Source organism: Amycolatopsis decaplanina DSM 44594, from assembly GCF_000342005.1.
In the GTDB taxonomy this organism is placed as follows: Bacteria; Actinomycetota; Actinomycetes; order Mycobacteriales; family Pseudonocardiaceae; genus Amycolatopsis; species Amycolatopsis decaplanina.
On sequence record NZ_AOHO01000043.1, the window covers coordinates 221,926 to 240,997 of the forward strand.

The window sequence follows — 19,072 nt, forward strand, 5'->3', positions numbered from 1 at the left end:
GCGGGCTCACCACCGCCTGGCGCGACGGGGACACCGTGTTCGCCGAGGTCGAACTGCCCGAGGGAACCGAAGTCGACGGCTTCGGCCTGCACCCGGCGCTGCTCGACGCGGCGCTCCATACCTTGGGACTCCTCCCGGGCGAGGGGACCCGCTTGCCGTTCCTGTTCGGCGATGTCACCCTGCACGCCACCGGCGCCACCGCGCTGCGCGTCCGGGTCACGCCGACCGGGCCCGGCACCGTTTCGCTACTGGCCACCGACACGAGCGGCGCCCCGGTCGTCACCCTCGGCACCGTGAACGTCCGGACCGCCGAGGCGCCGAGGCCGCGCGGCACGGACTCGCTGTACGAGCTGACCTGGGCCGAAGTGCCCGCCGAGGGCGCCGCTGTCGAAGACGCCGAGGTCTTCACCGCACCGGACGGCGAACCGCGGGACGCGCTGGCCGCGACGCTGGCCGCGATCCAGGAGTTCTTGGCCGACGGTGGAACGCGCATGGTGATCCGCACCGGCAACACTCCGGCGGGGGCCGCGGTGCGCGGTCTCGCCCGCACCGCGGCTTCGGAACACCCGGACCGGTTCGTCGTCCTCGAAGGGGATGACGTCGGCTTGGCGCTGGCCACCGGTGAACCGCAGGTCCGGATCCGCGACGGCGTCGCGGAAGTCCCGCGGCTCGCCCGAGCCACGGCGGGAGAGCCCGCGATCTGGGGCGAGGGCACGGTTCTCGTCACCGGCGGCACCGGCGGGGTCGGGGCCGCGATCGCCCGGCACCTCGCGCCGGAGGTCACCAAGCTGATCCTCACCAGCCGCCGCGGCCTCGACGCGCCCGGTGCGGCGGAGCTGGCGGAAGAGCTCGGTGCCGAGGTCGTCGCCTGTGACGTCACCGACCGCGACGCGCTCGCCGCCCTGCTCGACGGCATCGAAGACCTCACGGGGATCGTGCACGCGGCCGGTGTGCTCGACGACGGTGTCGTCACCGAGCTGACCCCGGAGCGCTTCGACACCGTGCTGCGGCCCAAGGCCGAGGCGGCGCTCGCGCTCCACGAACTGACCCTCGGCACGCCGCTGACGCAGTTCGTCCTGATCTCCTCGGTTTCCGGGATCCTCGGCGGCCCGGGGCAGGCCAGTTACGCCGCCGCCAACGCCCTGCTCGACGACCTCGCGCGCCGCCGTCACGCCGAAGGGCTGCCCGCGCGTTCGCTCGCCTACGGCCTGTGGGCCAACGGCATGGGCGGACAGTCCGATGTGGACCGCTTGGCCCGCGCCGGATTCGGCGCGCTGACCGACGAAGAGGGCCTGGCGCTGTTCGACGCCGCGCTGGCCGCCTCGACTCCGGTCCCTGTGCCGGTGAAGCTCGATCTGGCGACGCTGCGCACGCTGGCCCGCACGAGCGAGCCCGCGCCCGCGCTGCGCGGATTGGTGCGGGTGCCGAAGCGACGGGGCGCGGCCAACGCCGCGGCCGCCGCCGGGCTGACCGCGACACTCAGCCGGCTTTCGCCCGCCGACCAGCTCTCGCATCTGGTCGACCTGGTCCGGGGGCATGTCGCGGACGTGCTCGGACATGGCACCGCGACGTCGGTCGAGGCCGGCCGCGCGTTCACCGAACTCGGCTTCGACTCGCTCACCGCCGTCGAACTGCGCAACCGTCTCGGCGAGGCGACCGGCCTGCGGCTGCCCGCGACGCTGGTGTTCGACCACCCGAATCCGGCGGCGCTGGCCACGCACATCCGCGGCGAACTGGCCGGTGACGAGGCAGGTGTGGACGAGGAGCCGATCCGCGTGGCCGAGCCGGACGAGCCCATCGCGATCGTCGCGATGAGTTGCCGGTTCCCGGGCGGCGTCAGCTCGCCGGAAGACCTGTGGCGCCTGGTCGCCGAGGGAACCGACGCGATCACGCCGTTCCCGTCCGACCGCGGCTGGGATCTCGACCGGCTGTACCACCCGGACCCCGACCACCCCGGCACCAGCTACGCCCGCGAGGGCGGCTTCCTGCACGACGCCGCCGACTTCGACGCGGAGTTCTTCGGCATCTCGCCGCGGGAGGCGGTCACAGTCGACCCGCAGCAGCGGTTGCTGCTGGAGACCGCGCAGGAGGCGTTCGAGCGCGCCGGGATCGACCCGGTGTCGCTGCGCGGAAGCGCCACCGGGGTGTTCGCCGGCGTCATGTACGACGATTACGCCTCGCGCCTGGCCGCCACTCCGGAGGGGATGGAGGGCCTGCTCGGGACCGGCAGCGCGAGCAGCGTGCTGACCGGCCGGGTCGCCTACACCTTCGGGCTCGAAGGCCCGGCCGTGTCGGTCGATACCGCGTGCTCGTCTTCGCTGGTCGCCTTGCACTGGGCGGCGCAGGCGCTGCGCTCCGGTGAATGCGGGCTGGCGCTGGTCGGCGGCGCGACCGTGATGGCCAGTCCCAACCCGTTCATCGAGTTCTCCCGTCAGCGCGGCTTGGCCGCTGACGGCCGCTGCAAGCCGTTCGCCGCCGCGGCCGACGGCACCGCCTGGGCCGAGGGCGCCGGGTTCCTGCTCCTGGAAAGGCTTTCCGACGCGCGCCGCAACGGACGTCACGTGCTGGCGGTCGTGAAGGGCAGCGCGGTCAACCAGGACGGCGCGTCCAACGGCATGACCGCGCCCAACGGTCCCTCGCAGCAGCGGGTCATCCGCCGCGCGCTGGCGGCCGCCGGCGTCGAATCGTCCACTGTGGACATCGTCGAGGCGCACGGCACCGGCACCGCGCTGGGCGACCCGATCGAGGCGCAAGCGCTGCTGGCGACCTACGGCCAGGACCGCGAAGAACCGCTGTGGCTCGGCTCGGTGAAGTCCAACATCGGCCACACGCAGGCCGCCGCGGGGCTCGCCGGGATCATCAAGATGGTCGAGGCGATGCGGCACGGCGTCCTGCCCGCGACCCTGCACGTCGACGAGCCGTCCCCGCATGTCGACTGGAGCGAGGGCGAGGTCCGGCTGCTCACCGAGGCGCGGCCGTGGCCCGAGGCCGACCGTCCCCGCCGCGCGGCGGTCTCGGCGTTCGGCATCAGCGGCACCAACGCGCACGTCATCCTGGAGCAGGTTCCGGAACCCTCGGCGCCTGCGAGGACACCTGCGCCGCCGTCGCTCCTCCCGTGGGTGCTCAGCGCCCGCACCGAAGACGCGCTGCGGGCCCAGGCCGGACGGCTGCTCGGCACCGTCGGATTCGCCGACCCGGTCGACATCGGCTACGCGCTGGCGACCACCCGGACGGCGTTCGAACGGCGGGCGGTGCTCACCGGCGACGCCGAAGCGCTGCGCACCGGACTGGCCGCCCTCGCCGGTGGCCGGACCACCCCGGAGGTCGTCACCGGCCGCGCGGCCGAGGGCAAACTCGCGATGCTGTTCACCGGTCAGGGTTCCCAGCGGCTCGGCATGGGCCAAGGGCTCTATGCCGACTTCCCGGTGTTCGCGGCGGCTTACGACGAGGTCGCCGCGCTCCTTCCCCTCGATGGCGATCTCGATCGCACCGGCACCGCGCAACCCGCGATCTTCGCACTGGAAGTGGCGTTGTTCCGGCTCGTGGAGTCGTGGGGGATCCGGCCCGATTTCCTGGCCGGGCACTCGATCGGCGAGATCGCGGCGGCGCATGTCGCCGGGGTGTTGTCCCTGGCGGACGCGGCCAAGCTCGTCGAGGCGCGTGGCCGGTTGATGGAGGCGCTGCCCGAGGGCGGCGCGATGGTCGCGGTGCAGGCGAGTGAGGACGAGGTGCGCGAGCATCTGTCCGGCGAGGTCTGCCTGGCCGCGGTGAACGGGCCGCAGGCGATCGTTCTGTCCGGTGTGGACGGTCCCGTGCACGCGGTGGCCGAGGCGTTCGCCAAGGAAGGCCGCCGCACCAAGGCCCTGGTCGTCTCGCACGCGTTCCACTCCGCGCTGATGGAGCCGATGCTGGCGGACTTCGCCGAAGTGGCGGAGAGCCTGAGCTACGCCGAGCCACGGATCCCGATCGTCTCGACAGTGACCCAATCGGCGGATCTGACCGACCCGGGGTACTGGGTGCGGCACGTCCGCGAGACCGTGCGGTTCGCCGACGGCGTCCGCGTGCTCGCCGAAGCGGGCGTCACCCGGTTCGCCGAACTGGGTCCGGACGGCGTGCTCTCCGCGATGGGCCTCGATACCGCGCCCGACGCGGTGTTCGTCCCGCTCCTGCGTAAGGAGCGCGACGAACGGCAGACCGCTGCCCTCGCGTTCAGCCGGCTAATCGCGTCCGGTACCGACGTCGACTGGACGGCGTTCTTCAACGGCACCGACGCTCGCGCCGTCCCGCTGCCCACGTACGCCTTCCAGCGCGAGCGGTTCTGGCTGGACCCGCCCGCCGTCGCCGGTGACGCCGCCGGGCTGGGCCTGGCCGCGGCCGGGCACCCGCTGCTCGGGGCGACCGTGCCGACGGCGGGGGAGGACGGCCTGGTCGGCTACGGCAGGCTGTCCCGCGCGGCGCAGCCGTGGCTGGCCGATCACGCGGTGCTCGGCACCGTGCTGGTCCCCGGCGCGGCACTGGTCGAGCTCGCCGTCCGGGCGGGCGACGAACTCGGCTGCGCCCGCGTGGCCGAACTGACCCTGGCCGCGCCGATGGTGCTGCCGGAGTCCGGCGGACTCGCCGTCCAGGTCGCCCTCGGCGCCGCGGACGACGATGGACGGCGTCCGGTGTCGATCCACTCGCGGCTGGCCGACGACCCGTGGACCGAGCACGCGACCGGCCTGCTCGCCCCCGGTGACGCGTACCCGGCGGCCAAGGACACCGCGTGGCCGCCCGCGGGGGCGCAGAGCATCGACGTCACCGAGCTCTACCCGGGTCTCGCCGACGCGGGCCTGCAGTACGGGCCGGTGTTCCGGGGCCTCACCGCGGCTTGGCTCGTGGGTGACGAGGTCTGCGCCGACCTCGAACTGCCCGCCGCCGCGCACGGCGACGCCGGGAAGTTCGGGCTGCACCCGGCCCTGCTCGACGCCGCGCTGCACGCCATCGGCCTGCTGCCCGGGAACGCCGAGACCACCCGCCTGCCGTTCCTCTGGCGGGACGTCGTCCTGCACGCGGCCGGCGCCACCGCCGCCCGGGTCCGGGTCGCCTCCTCCGGAACCGACTCGGTGCGGCTGGAACTCACCGACGGTGCCGGAGCGCCGGTGCTGACGGTCGGATCGCTGTTGCTGCGCGAGGTCACCGACCTCGGCCCGGCCGCTCCGTCCACTTCGGACGCACTGTTCCGGCTCGGCTGGGCTCAGGTCACGAACGAGGCCCAGGTTTCGCCGGCGGAGGTGCTCTCGGCGGTACCGGTGGCCGGAGACACCCCGGCTGCCACGCATGCGCTTCTGCGGAGCACGCTGGCGAAGCTGCAGGAATGGCTGGCCGCGGAGAAGGACACCACGCTCGTGGTGCGCACCGAGAACGCGGTCGCGGTGTCTGCTTCGGACACTGTCGACCCGGCATCGGCCGCGGTCTGGGGCCTGGTCCGCAGTGCCCAGTCCGAGCATCCCGGCAGGCTGGTGCTGCTCGACGCGGCCGAGGCCGACGTCGACACCGCGCTGGCCGTGCTGGGCGACGAAACCCAGCTGGCCGTGCGGGACGGCGTCGTCCACGCCACCCGGTTGCTGACCGCCGCGTCGTCGCCGGATCTCGTGCCGCCGTGGCACGAACCGGCCTGGCGCCTGGACAGCGTCGTCAAGGGCACCCTTGACAGGCTTTCCTTCGAGCCGTACCCCGATGTGCTCGAACCGTTGCTGCCGCGCGAGGTCCGGATCGCCACCCGGGCGGCCGGGACGAACTTCCGCGACGTGCTCAACGTGCTCGGCATGTACCCGGGTGACGCCGGGCGGATCGGGTACGAGGCCGCCGGTGTCGTCACCGATGTCGGGTCCGAGGTGACCGACCTCGTCCCGGGCGACCGCGTGATGGGCCTGGTGCACGGCGGGTTCGGCCCGCTCACCTTCGCCGACCGGGATCTCCTGGCCAAGATGCCCGAAGGCTGGACGTTCGAAGAGGCCGCGTCGGTCCCGTTGGTCTTCCTCACCGCTTACTACGCGCTGACCGACCTCGGCGCGCTGAAGAAGGGCGAGTCGGTGCTCATCCACGCCGCCGCCGGTGGTGTCGGGATGGCCGCCACGCAACTCGCCCGGCACCTCGGTGCCGAGGTGTTCGGCACCGCGAGCGAGGGCAAATGGGACGTCCTGCGCGCGGCAGGGCTGGCCGACGACCACATCGCGTCGTCGCGGACGCTCGACTTCGAGGAGCGGTTCCGCGAGACCACCGGCGGGAACGGCGTGGACGTCGTCCTCAACGCGCTGACGGGCGACTTCATCGACGCCTCGATGCGCCTGTTACCGCGCGGTGGGCGGTTCGTGGAAATGGGGAAGACCGACGTCCGTCCGGACGGCGGCGCCGCGGGGCACCATCCCGGTGTGACTTACCGGGCGTTCGACGTGATCGACGCGGGCAACCGCCGGATCGCGCAGATGTGGGAGGAGCTGATCGCCTTGTTCGACCAGGGTGCGCTCACCCCGCTGCCGATCCGCACCTGGGATCTGCGCCGGGCCCCGGAGGCGTTGCGCTTCCTGTCCCAGGCCAAGCACGTCGGCAAGGTCGTGCTGACGGTGCCGCGCCGCCCGGAAGGCGGAACGGTGCTCGTCACCGGCGGCACCGGTGGTCTCGGCGCGGTGCTGGCCAAGCACCTGGTCACCCGGCACGACGTCCGGGATCTGGTGCTCACCAGCCGTCGCGGTCCGGACGCGCCCGGCGCGGCCGAACTGGCGGCGGAACTGACCGGATTGGGCGCGACCGTGCGGATCGAGGCATGCGACGCCGCCGACCGCGCCGCGCTCGCCGCGGTCCTGGACCGCACGCCGGACCTGACCGGCGTGGTGCACGCGGCCGGCGTCCTCGATGACGGCCTGCTCACCGCGCTGACCCCCGAGCGGCTGGAGAAGGTACTGCGGCCCAAGGTGGACGCGGCGTGGAACCTGCACGAGCTGACCCGCGGCCACGACCTGACGATGTTCGTCCTGTTCTCTTCGGCCGCCGGGGTGCTCGGCGCGCCGGGGCAGGCCAACTACGCGGCGGCGAACACCTTCCTCGACGGGCTGGCGCACCACCGCCGCGGCCTCGGGCTGCCCGCGACGTCGCTCGCCTTCGGTCTGTGGGCCGACGGCATGGGCGACTCGGCGGACGCGGACCGGATGGGCCGCGACGGGGTCGGCAGTTTCGACCCTGCCGAAGGTCTCGAGCTGTTCGACCTGGCCACCGGCCTGGCCGAACCGGTCTCGGTGCCGGTGAAGCTCGACGTCGCCGGGCTCCGGTCGATGACCGGGCCGGTGCCGCCGCTGCTGCGCGGTCTCGTCCGCGGTTCGGTGCGGCGTGCCGCACCGGTGGACGCGGCGGCGCAGGCCGACGGGCTCAAGCGACGGCTCGCCGGGCTGTCGCAGGCGGACGCCGAACTGGTGCTGCTCGGCGTGGTGCGCGGCCAGGCCGCGGCGGCGCTCGGGCACGACGGCGCGGACGCGATCGAGCCGGGCCGGGCGTTCACCGAACTGGGCTTCGACTCGCTGACCGCGGTCGAACTGCGCAACAGCCTCGACGCGGCCACCGGGCTGCGCCTGCCCGCGACGCTGATCTTCGACTACCCGACCCCGGACGACCTCGCCAAGTTCCTGCAGTCCGAGATAGACGCCGCGGGACCGGCCGCCCCAGCCGCGGAAACCGGACTGGCGTCGGGGATCGACCGGCTCGCCGCCGATCTGTCCACAGTGGACCTCGAAGCGGTGGGTGCCGGCGAAGTCGAGGCGAAGCTGCGGAACCTGGTCTCCCTGTGGCAGGACCGGGTGCGGCCGTCCGGCGGCGACGCGGATCTGGAAGTGGACACCATCGACGACATGTTCGCCCTGCTGGACAACGAACTCTGACCCCCGGCCCGCCGCCGCGAGGAGGACCACCGTCATGACGACCGACGAGCGGACGCTCGACTACCTCAAGCGACTGACCGCCGAACTGCGTGAGACGCGGCGCCGTCTGCGAGAAGCCGAGGAGAGCGGCTCGGAACCGCTGGCCGTGATCGGCATGGCTTGCCGGTTCCCGGGCGGGGTCACCTCCCCGGAAGGCCTGTGGAATCTCGTCGACGGCGGCGGGGACGGGATGACGGGGTTCCCGGCGAACCGGGGCTGGGACACCGATGGGCTGTACCACCCGGACCCGGAACACCGGGGCACCAGCTACAGCGACCAGGGTGGATTCCTGCACGACGCCGGGGAATTCGACGCGGGTTTCTTCGGGATCTCGCCGCGGGAAGCGCTCGCGATGGACCCGCAGCAGCGGCTGCTGCTGGAGGTCACCTGGGAGACCTTCGAGCGGGCCGGGCTGGACACGGCCGCGCTGAAGGGCAGCGCCACCGGTGTGTTCGCCGGGGCCATGCGCAGCGAGTACGTCTCCGGGTTCGACGGTGGATCCGAAGAGGTCGAAGGGTTCCTCGGCACCGGCTCGTCCAACAGCGTGCTGTCGGGACGGCTCGCCTACACCCTCGGGTTGGAAGGCCCGGCGGTCACCATCGACACGGCGTGCTCGTCGTCGCTGGTCGCGGTCCACCTCGCGGCGCATTCGCTGCGTTCGGGGGAGTGCTCGCTCGCGCTGGCGGGCGGAGTCACGGTGATGGCCACGCCGGAGACGTTCGTCGAGTTCTCGCGTCAGCGCGGGATGGCGCCGGACGGGCGCTGCAAGGCGTTCGCCGCCGGCGCCGACGGCACCGGCTGGGGTGAGGGCGCGGGCATGCTCCTGCTGGAGCGGTTGTCAGACGCCCGCCGCAACGGGCACCGGATCCTCGCCGTCATCAAGGGTTCCGCGGTCAACCAGGACGGCGCGTCCAACGGCTTGACCGCGCCCAACGGCCCGGCCCAGCAGCGCGTCATCCGTGCCGCGCTGAAGAACGCGAAGCTGACCGCCGCCGACGTCGACGCCGTCGAGGCGCACGGCACCGGCACGACCCTCGGCGACCCGATCGAGGCACAAGCGCTGCTGGCCACCTACGGTCGCGAGCGGGAAACCCCGCTGTGGCTGGGTTCGGTCAAGTCGAACATCGGGCACACCCAGGCCGCGGCGGGGGTCGCCGGGATCATCAAGATGGTCGAGGCCATGCGGCACGGCGTGCTGCCCCGCACGCTCCACGTGGACGAGCCGTCGCCGCATGTCGACTGGACGGCCGGAGCCGTCGAACTGCTCACCGAACCGAAGCCGTGGGACACCGGCGACCGCCCGCGACGGGCCGGGGTGTCGTCCTTCGGCATGAGCGGCACCAACGCCCACGTCATCCTGGAACAGGCCTCCGCGAGCGAGGACGCCGAGCCGGAGCGGACCCCGCCAGCCGTCCAGACGTGGCCTCTTTCGGCTCGCGGTCCCGCCGCGCTGAAGGCCACCGCCGCACAGCTTCTGTCCACAGTGTCCAATTCGGACGCCGTCGATCCGCTCGACCTCGGCTGGTCACTGGCCATCACCCGTACCGCGCTGGAAAGCCGCGCCGCGATCGTCGGCAGCGGCTTGGAAGACCTCAAGGCCGGGCTGACCGCGCTCGCCGAGGGAGAACCCGCTCCCGGCGTCGTCACCGGCGAACCGCTGCTCGGCCGCACCGCGTTCCTGTTCTCCGGCATGGGTTCCCAGCGCTGCGGCATGGGCCGCGAACTGTACCACACCTTCCCCGCCTACCGTGCCGCCTTCGATGAGGCGTGCGCCGCCCTCGACCCGCACCTCGACCGCCCGCTGGCCGGCGTCGTCTTCGGTGACGACCAGAAGCTGCTCGACCGGATGACCTTCGCCCAGCCCGCGATGTTCGCCCTGCAAGTGGCGCTGTTCCGGCTGCTGGAGTCGTGGGGCGTCCACCCGGACTACGTCGTCGGGCACTCCGCCGGTGAACTGGCAGCGGCCCACGTCGCCGGCGTCTGGGACCTGGCCGGTGCCGCGCGGATGATCACCGCGCGCGGCCGTCTGATGGAGGCCCAGCCGCCGGGCGGCGCGATGATCGGCATCCAGGCCACCGAAGAGGAGGTCGCCGCCGAACTGACCGACGGCCTCGCCATCGGCGCGCTCAACGCCCCAGACTCGGTCGTCGTCTCCGGTGAGGAGGCCGCCGCCGAGGCACTGGCGGAGAAATTCGCCGGACGCGGCCGGAAGATCAAGCGGCTCAACATCTCCCACGCGTCACATTCCGCGCGGATGGACGGCATGCTCGCCGAATTCGGCGCCATCGCCGAAGAGATCCCGCACGGGACCCCGTCGATCCCCGTGGTGTCCAACGTGACCGGCCGCCTCGCCGGACCCGACGAGGTCACCGTGCCCGGCTACTGGCCGCGGCACGTCCGGCAGCCGGTCCGGTTCGCCGACGGCATCGGATTCCTGCGCGGTGAAGGGGTTTCCCGGTTCGTCGAGATCGGCCCGGACGCGGTGCTGGCCGGGATGGCCGCGCGAACGCTGCCGCCGGAAGGCACCCTCGTCGTCCCGGTGCTGCGCAAGGATCGCCCCGGGGCCCAGACGGCGATGACCGTGCTCGCCGAGCTGCACGTCCGCGGCGCGCGCGTCGACTGGACCGAATTTTACGAGGGCACCGGCGCCCGCACGATCGATCTGCCCACGTACCCGTTCCAGCGCGAGAACTACTGGCTGCGCGGCGGCCACGGCGCGGGAGACCCGGGCGGGCTCGGACTCGCCGACGCCGCGCACCCGCTGCTGGGCGCGGCCGTCCCGCTGGCCGACGGCGCCGGGGTCGTGCTGACCGGCCGGATCTCGCCGTCCACCCATCCCTGGCTTGCCGATCACGCTGTCGCGGGCACGGTCATCGTGCCCGGCACCGCGCTGGTCGAACTCGCGCTGCGGGCGGGCGACGAAGCCGGCTGCGCGCACCTGGAAGAACTCACCTTGCGTGAGCCGATGGTCCTGGCCGGTCCGCTGGACGTCCAGGTCGTCCTGGCCGGGCCGGACGAGAGCGGCCGTCGTGCCGTCGCCGTGTACTCCCGCGCGGGTGAAAGCACCTGGACGCTTCACGGTTCGGGGACCCTGGCCCCGCAGGCCCCGGCCGCGGGCTTCGACCTGGCCGAGTGGCCGCCGCGCGATGCCGTCGCCGTGGACGTCGCCGAGGTCTACCCGGTGTTCGCCGCCGCCGGTCTGGAGTACGGCCCGGTCTTCCAGGGGCTCAAAGCCGCCTGGCGCCTCGGTGAGGAGATCTTCGCCGAGACCGCGCTACCGGAAGACACCGCGAAGGCCGACGTTGAGCGGTTCGGCCTGCACCCCGCGCTCCTGGACGCCGGTCTGCACGCGATCGGCCTGCTGACCGAGGAGCCGGGTGGCGCGAAGCTGCCGTTCCTCTGGCAAGACGTCACGCTGCACGCCACCGGCGCGTCCGCGCTGCGGCTGAAGCTCACGCCGGGGCCGTCCGGCGCCGTCTCCCTGCGCGCCGCCGACGGCACCGGCGCGCCGGTCGTCACCATCGGCTCGCTGACCCTGCGGGAACTCAGCCCCGTCACCTCGGCGACGCCTGGTCTCGACTCCCTGTTCCGCCTCGACTGGACACCGCTGCCCACCCCGGCCGACCCGGCTCCCGTCGAGTGGGCCTACCACGGAAGGGTCGGCAGTGGCGCCGTACCGCCGGTGGTCGTGCTCCCGGTGTTCACCGATCCGGCGGGCGCCCGCATCGCCACCCGCGAGGTGCTCGCCGTCCTGCAGCAGTTCTCCGCCGAAGACCGTTTCGCCGACGCGAAACTCGTCCTCGTCACCTGCGCCGCGATCGGGCCCGGTCGTGTCGATCCGGCCGCCGCCGCGGTCTGGGGTCTCGGCCGCTCCGCGCAAAGCGAACTGCCCGGCCGGGTGGTCCTCGTCGACACCGAGACCGGCGACCTGACGGACGCCGAACTCGCCGCCGCGCTGGCGACCGGCGAACCCCAGCTGACCTTGCGCGACGGCGGATTCGCCGCCCTGCGCCTCGGCCCGGTCCCCGGAACCGACGAACTGAACCCGCCCGCCGAACCCGCGTGGCGGCTCGGCATGGCCGCCCGCGGCACGCTGGAGGAACTGCGGCTCGAACCCTGCCCCCAGGCCCTGGAACCCTTGGCGCCCGGGCACATCCGCGTCGCCGTCGCCGCCGCGGGTCTCAACTTCCGTGACGCGCTCAACGTTCTCGGCATGTTCGAGGGCGAGCCCGGCCCGCTCGGCAACGAGATCGCCGGTGTCGTTTTGGAAACAGGGTCCGAAGTGGACGATCTGGTGCCCGGTGACCGCGTGATGGGTGTCGCCATCGGCGGTATCGGTTCCATCACCACCGCCCAGCGTTCGATGTGCGCCCGGATTCCCGACGGCTGGACGGACGAGGAAGCCGCGTCCGTGCCACTGGTGTTCCTCACCGCGTACTTCGGCCTCAAGGAACTCGCCGGATTGGAGGCGGGGGAGTCCGTGCTGGTCCACGCGGGCGCCGGTGGCGTCGGTATGGCGGCGATCCAGATCGCGCGCCACCTCGGCGCCGAGGTGTACAGCACCGCCAGCCCCGCGAAGCAGCACGTGCTGCGCGAGGCCGGGCTGGATGACGGCCACATCGCCAACTCCCGCACGCTCGAATTCGAACAGCACTTCCTCGCCACCAGCGAAGGGCGCGGTGTCGACGTCGTCCTCGACGCCCTCACCGGTGACTTCGTCGACGCCTCCCTGCGGCTGCTGCCGCGCGGCGGCCGGTTCCTGGAGATGGGCAAGGCGGGTCTGCGTGACCCCGAAGAGGTCGCCGCACAGCACCCCGGTGTGCACTACCGGCCCTACGACCTCATCGAGGCCGGGCCCGAGCAGTTCTCCCGGATGTGGGCCGAAGTACTGGAGCTGTTCGCGAGCGGTGTGCTGAAGCCGTTGCCGCGCCGGGTCTGGGACGTCCGCCGCGCCCCTGAGGCGTTCCGGCTGCTCAGCCAGGCCAAGCACATCGGCAAGGTCGTGCTCACCATCCCGCGCGGGCCGGAGCCCGATGGCACCGTCCTGATCACCGGCGGTACCGGTGGTCTGGGCGCGATGCTCGCCCAGCACCTGATCGCCGAGTACGGCGTCCGGCATCTGCTCCTGATCAGCCGTCGCGGCCCGGACGCCCCCGGCGCGACCGAGTTGTCACAAGTGTTGCAGGCGCTCGGTGCCGAAGCCACCATCGCCGCCTGTGACAGCGCGGACCGCGACGCCGTCGCCACGCTGCTGGCCGGGATCCCCGCCGAGCACCCGCTCACCGCCGTCATCCACGCGGCCGGTGTCCTCGACGACGCCCCGATCGACGCGCTCACCCCCGAACGCCTCGACCGCGTCCTCGCCCCGAAGGCCGACGCCGCCTGGCATCTGCACGAGCTGACCGCGGATCTGCCGCTGCGCTGGTTCGTCCAGTTCTCGTCAGCCGCCGGTGTGCTCGGCAACCCGGGCCAGGGCAACTACGCCGCCGCCAACGCCTTCCTCGACGGTCTCGCCACCCGGCGTCGCGCCGAAGGACTGGCCGCACAGTCCGTCGCGTGGGGCCTGTGGTCCGGCGGCATGAAGGGCGAACTCGGTGACGCGGGCGAAGAACGCATGCGCCGCAGCGGTTTCCCGCCGATCGACCCCGAAGAGGGCCTGGCGATGTTCGACCGCGCGGTCGGCCTCGACCACGCAGTCCTGCTCGGCCTCAAATTCGACCGCGCGACCGTACGCGGCAGCGACGCCCCGATCTCGCCGCTGATCCGCGCGCTGGTCGGCGGCTCGGGTCGCGCCAAGGCCAAGACCGCCACCGCCGAGCAGGCGGGCGAACTGCGGCGCAAACTCGCCGGGTTGCCCGCTCCGGACCAGGACGAACTGCTGTTGGACCTGGTGCGCCGCGAGGTCGCGCTGGTCCTCGGCCACGCCGACGCGGCCGGGATCGTCGCGACCCGCGCGTTCAACGAAATCGGCTTCGACTCCCTCACCGCGGTCGAACTGCGCAACCGTCTCGGCGCCGCCACCGGTCTCCGGCTGCCCGCGACGCTCGTCTTCGACCACCCGACGCCCGATGCGCTGAAGATGTTCCTGCGCGGCGAACTCGTCGGGGACGAGACGCCGGCCCCGGTCGCGGCCACGTCCGCCACGGCCGGGGCCGGTATCCACGACGATCCGGTCGTCATCGTCGGCATGGGCTGCCGGTACCCGGGTGAAGTCACCTCGCCCGCCGAACTGTGGCAGCTGGTCGCCGAGGGCCGCGACGGCGTCGGGGACTTCCCGGCCGACCGCGACTGGCCCCTGGACTCGCTGTTCCACCCGGACCCCGATCACCGTGGCACCACCTACGCGTCCGAGGGTGCTTTCCTGTACAACGCGGGCGACTTCGACGCCGAGTTCTTCGGGATCTCGCCGCGTGAAGCGCTGGCCATGGACCCGCAGCAGCGTCAGGTCCTGGAGACCGCGTGGGAGGCGCTGGAGCGGGCCGGGATCGAGCCGGGTTCCCTGCGCGGCACCAGCACCGGTGTCTTCGCGGGTGCCCTGTCCAACGACTACATCTCGCGGCTGAGCGCGATTCCCGAGCAGGTCGAGGGTTTCCTCGGCACCGCCTCCTTCAGCAGCGTCGTCTCCGGCCGCGTCGCCTACGCGCTGGGGCTGGAGGGCCCGGCCGTCTCCGTCGACACCGCTTGCTCGTCTTCGCTGGTCGCCGTGCACCTGGCGGCGCAGTCCCTGCGGTCGGGGGAGTGCACGCTGGCGCTGGCGGGTGGTGTCAACGTGATGGCCTCGCCCGACATGTTCGTCGAGTTCTCGCGGCAGCGCGGGCTGGCACCGGACGGCCGCTGCAAGCCGTTCGCAGGGGCCGCCGACGGTACGAACTGGGCCGAAGGCGTCGGGATCCTGGTGCTGGAGCGGCTTTCCGACGCTCGCCGCAACGGGCACCGCGTCCTGGCCGTCGTCAAGGGCTCGGCGGTCAACCAGGACGGCGCGTCCAACGGTCTCACCGCTCCCAACGGCCCTTCGCAGCAGCGCGTGATCCGTTCGGCGCTGGCGAACGCCGGGATCGAAGCGTCCACTGTGGATGTCGTCGAAGCGCATGGCACCGGCACGCCGTTGGGTGACCCTATCGAGGCGCAGGCCCTGCTGGCGACCTACGGCCAGGACCGTGAGCGGCCGCTGCTGCTCGGTTCGGTCAAGTCCAACATCGGCCACACACAGGCCGCGGCGGGGGTCGCAGGGATCATCAAGATGGTCGAGGCGATGAACCACGGTGTCGTCCCGGCGAGCCTGCACGTGGACGAGCCGACCCCGCACGTCGACTGGACGGCCGGTGACATCTCGCTGCTCACCGAGCAGACGCCGTGGCCGGAGACCGGCGGTCCGCGTCGCGCCGGGGTGTCGTCGTTCGGGATCAGCGGCACGAACGCCCACGTCGTCCTCGAACAGGCCCCGGCCGGACCCGAGCCCGAGCTTTCGGGAACGCTGCCGGCGGTGCCGCTGGTGCTTTCCGGACGCACGCCGGAGGCACTGGTAGCGCAGGCTTCCCGTCTGTCCGCAGCAGACTTCACGGCCGACACCGGCTACTCCCTCGCCACCACTCGTACTCACCACCAGTACCGTGCCGTCGTCGTCGGCGAGCCCGCCGCCGGACTGCGAGCGTTGGCTTCCGGTGGATCAGCCCAGGGCGTCGTCACCGGCGAGCCCGCGTCCGGCCGCCTCGCCTTCCTGTTCACCGGCCAGGGTTCTCAGCGCGAAGGTATGGGACGGGGGCTCTACGACGCCTTCCCCGCTTTCGCCGAGGCGTACGACGAGATCGCCGCGCTGCTTCCGCTCGACGGTGATCTCGGCCGGACCGGGACGGCCCAGCCCGCGATCTTCGCTCTCGAAGTCGCGCTCTACCGGCTCTTCGAGTCGTGGGGTGTGCGCCCCGCGTTCGTCGCCGGGCACTCGATCGGCGAGATCGCCGCCGCGCACATCGCGGGCGTGTTCTCCTTGGAGGACGCGGCGAAGCTGATCGGAGCGCGCGGCAGGCTGATGGAGGCACTGCCCGAAGGCGGCGCGATGGTCGCTGTGCAAGCCACCGAGGACGAAGTCGCCGAGTTCGACGGGGTCGCCGTCGCCGCGGTCAACGGACCGGACGCCATCGTGCTCTCGGGCGCCGAGGAATCGGTGCTGGCCGCCGCGTCGGCGCTGGAAGCCCGTGGCCGCAAGGTGAAGCGGCTCGACGTCTCCCACGCGTTCCACTCGCCGCTGATGGACCCGATGCTGGACGACTTCGCCGAAGTCGCGCGCGGCCTGACCTACGCCGAGCCGTCGATCCCGGTCGTCTCGGCGGTCACCGGTGCCGTCGCCACCGAGCTGACCGACCCCGGCTACTGGGTGCGGCACGTGCGGGAACCGGTCCGGTTCGCCGACGCGTTGACCGCCCTCTCGGCCGAGAACGTGACGACCTTCCTCGAAATCGGCCCGGCGGCGGTGCTTTCGGCGCTGGCCGCGGGATCCGGCGAGGCGATCCCCGCCCTGCGCGAGGACGGGGACGAGCCCACGGCGGCGGTCACGGCGCTGTCCCGCCTGCACGTCCGCGGGATCGACGTCGACTGGCCCGCGTTCTTCGCCCCCGCGAAACCGCGCGTTGTCGACTTGCCGACCTACGCCTTCCAGCACGAGCGCTACTGGTTGCGCGAACCCGCCGTGGCGCGCGTCGCCGGCGGCCTGCGGCATCCGGTGCTGGCCTCCGCGGTGACCTCCGCCGACGACGGTTCGGTCCTGTGCACCGGCGTTCTTCCCGCCGCCCCCTCGGATTCGCTGCTCGTCGAGCTGGCGATCCGCGCCGGTGACGAGGCCGGCGCGGGCACCCTGGCCGAATTCGCCGTCGAGGCTCCTCTGGCCGGGGACCGCGAGGTCCAGGTCGCCGTCGGCGCCGAAGCCGACGGCCGTCGCCCGGTCTCGATCCACAGCCGCGCCGGGCAGGACTGGCAGCGGCACGGCACCGGATTCCTGGTCACCACACCGGCCCCGGCGCCGTCGGTCCCGGACGGCACCCTGACCGAGCTGACCCTGCCGGACGACAGCGCGCAGCTGTACGGCCTGCACCCGAGCCTGCTCGATCCGGTCCTGGCCGAACACGGCTGGCCGGTCGCCTGGCGGAACGTGACCCTGCACGCCACCGGCGCCACCACCGTCCGGGCTCACCTGAGCCCGGCGGGGGAGCTGGCGGTGTTCGACCTCGCGGGAGCCCCGGTGCTGTCCGCCGAGGTGACCTTCGGCGAGCGCCCAGTGGCCGTGACGGCTCCGAGCGAGTCGCTCCACCGGATCGTCTGGTCGCCGGTTCCGGCGGGAGACGGCGAAACGTCGTGGGCACGCCGTGAAGACGTCGGCGCGGAGCTGCCCGATGCCGTGGTCCTGGAACTCGCCGAACCGGCGGGTGACGTGGCCGACGCGGCGCGCTCGGCGACCGCGACCGTGCTCGCCGCGCTTCAGGTCTGGCTCACCGAACCGAAGTACGCGGACACCCGCCTGGTCGTCCTGACCGCCGGTGCCGTCGCACTGTCCGAAGAGGACGGTGCGGATCCCGCCGCCGCGGCGGTCTGGGGGCTCGTGCGTGCCGCGCAGTCGGAGAACCCCGGCCGGTTCGTCCTCGTCGACGGCGACGGTGACACCGCGATCCTCGGCAAGGCGCTGGCCACCGGTGAGGACCAACTGTTGTTGCGTGAAGGGAAGCTGTACGCGCCGAGACTGGCGCTGGTGCGCGCTCCAGCCACCGAGGCCCCGGCCCTGGCGGACGGCGCGGTGCTCGTCACCGGCGGTACTGGCGGGCTCGGTGCCCACCTCGCGCGGCACCTGGTCCGGGCGCACGGCGTCACGGAACTCGTGCTCACGAGTCGCCGCGGGCCGGACGCCCCCGGCGCGACCGAGTTGTCCGACGAGTTGAAGGCTCTCGGCGCGAACGTCCGCATCGAAGCGTGCGACGTCGCGGATCGTGCGGCTGTCGAGGCCGTCCTGGCCGGGATCCCCCGGCTGAGCGGGGTCGTGCACGCGGCGGGTGTCCTCGACGACGGTCTCGTCGGCGCGCTCACCCCGGAGCGGCTCGCGACCGTGTTCGGTCCCAAGGCCGCCGCCGCTTGGCATCTGCACGAACTGACCAAGGGCCACGAGCTCGCGGCGTTCGTCCTGTTCTCCTCGGCCGCCGGGGTATTCGGCAACGCGGGACAGGGCAACTACGCCGCCGCCAACGCCTTCCTCGACGGTCTCGCCGTGCATCGCCGTGCCCTCGGCCTGCCCGCCCGTTCGCTGGCCTGGGGCCGCTGGGCGGACGGCATGGGCGGGGCGCTGGGCGCCCAGGCCGGGCAGCGCTTGAGCCGCAACGGTTTCCCCGCGCTGAGCGTCGGCGAAGGGCTGGCGTTGTTCGACGCGGCACTGGCAACGGACGTGGCCGCGTCGGTCCCGGTGAAGCTCGACAAGGCCGGTCTCGCCGACGCCGCCGCGGCCGGGCAGCTCACGCCGGTCCTGCGCGATCTCGTCCCCGCGGTTCGCCGGACCGCCGCGGCGGCCGACGCCGGCGCGCTGCGGCTCAAGCTCGCCGGACTGGCCGAAGCGGAGCAGGAACGCGCCCTGCTCGACCTGGTGCGAGGACAGGCCGCGGCCGTGCTCGGGCACGCCGGGGCGGCCGCGATCGCCCCCGGCCGCGGCTTCCTCGACCTCGGATTCGACTCGCTCACCGCGGTCGAGTTCCGGACCGCGCTGGCCGCCGCGACCGGTCTCACCCTGCCCACCACCGTCGTCTTCGACTATCCGGCGCCGGACGCGCTGGCCAAGTACCTCCAGACCGAACTCGCCCCCGAGACCGGTGCCGCCGCCGCGGTGACCGAGCAGATCGCCCGGCTCGAAGCCCTGCTCGACGGCGCCGACCCCGGCGACGCTGAGATCGACGGACGGCTGAAGCGGCTGGTGTCGGCCTGGGCGGCGAAGAAGCCCGCGCACGCCACCGCCGACCTCGAAGCCGCGTCCCCGGACGACCTCCTCGCGCTGATCGACGACGAGTTCGGCCCGCGCTGAGACCGCCCTCCCTCTCATTCAGTGCCGGTCGGCGGAGCTGAGACAACTCCCGGAAAGGTGACCAGACGCGTGAACCCGC

2 protein-coding genes are annotated in these 19,072 nt (G+C 72.9%); both read left to right on the forward strand.

Going from position 1 to position 19,072, the window contains the following annotated elements; all coding sequences use genetic code 11:
- The first annotated feature begins 35 nt into the window (after positions 1–35).
- On the forward strand, positions 36–7,907 hold the full coding sequence (locus H074_RS42010) for a type I polyketide synthase (RefSeq protein WP_007029781.1): 7,872 nt from the start codon (positions 36–38) through the stop codon (positions 7,905–7,907).
- A gap of 34 nt (positions 7,908–7,941) precedes the next feature.
- Entirely contained in the window at positions 7,942–18,993 is an 11,052-nt protein-coding gene (locus H074_RS09330; RefSeq protein ID WP_007029782.1) for a type I polyketide synthase, read from the forward strand.
- The last annotated feature ends 79 nt before the right edge of the window (positions 18,994–19,072 follow it).

Bases quoted from the DNA above. Each gene is read 5' to 3' on its own strand.
- H074_RS09330 (WP_007029782.1), top strand. From the start codon at position 7,942: ATGACGACCGACGAGCGGACGCTCGACTACCTCAAGCGACTGACCGCC.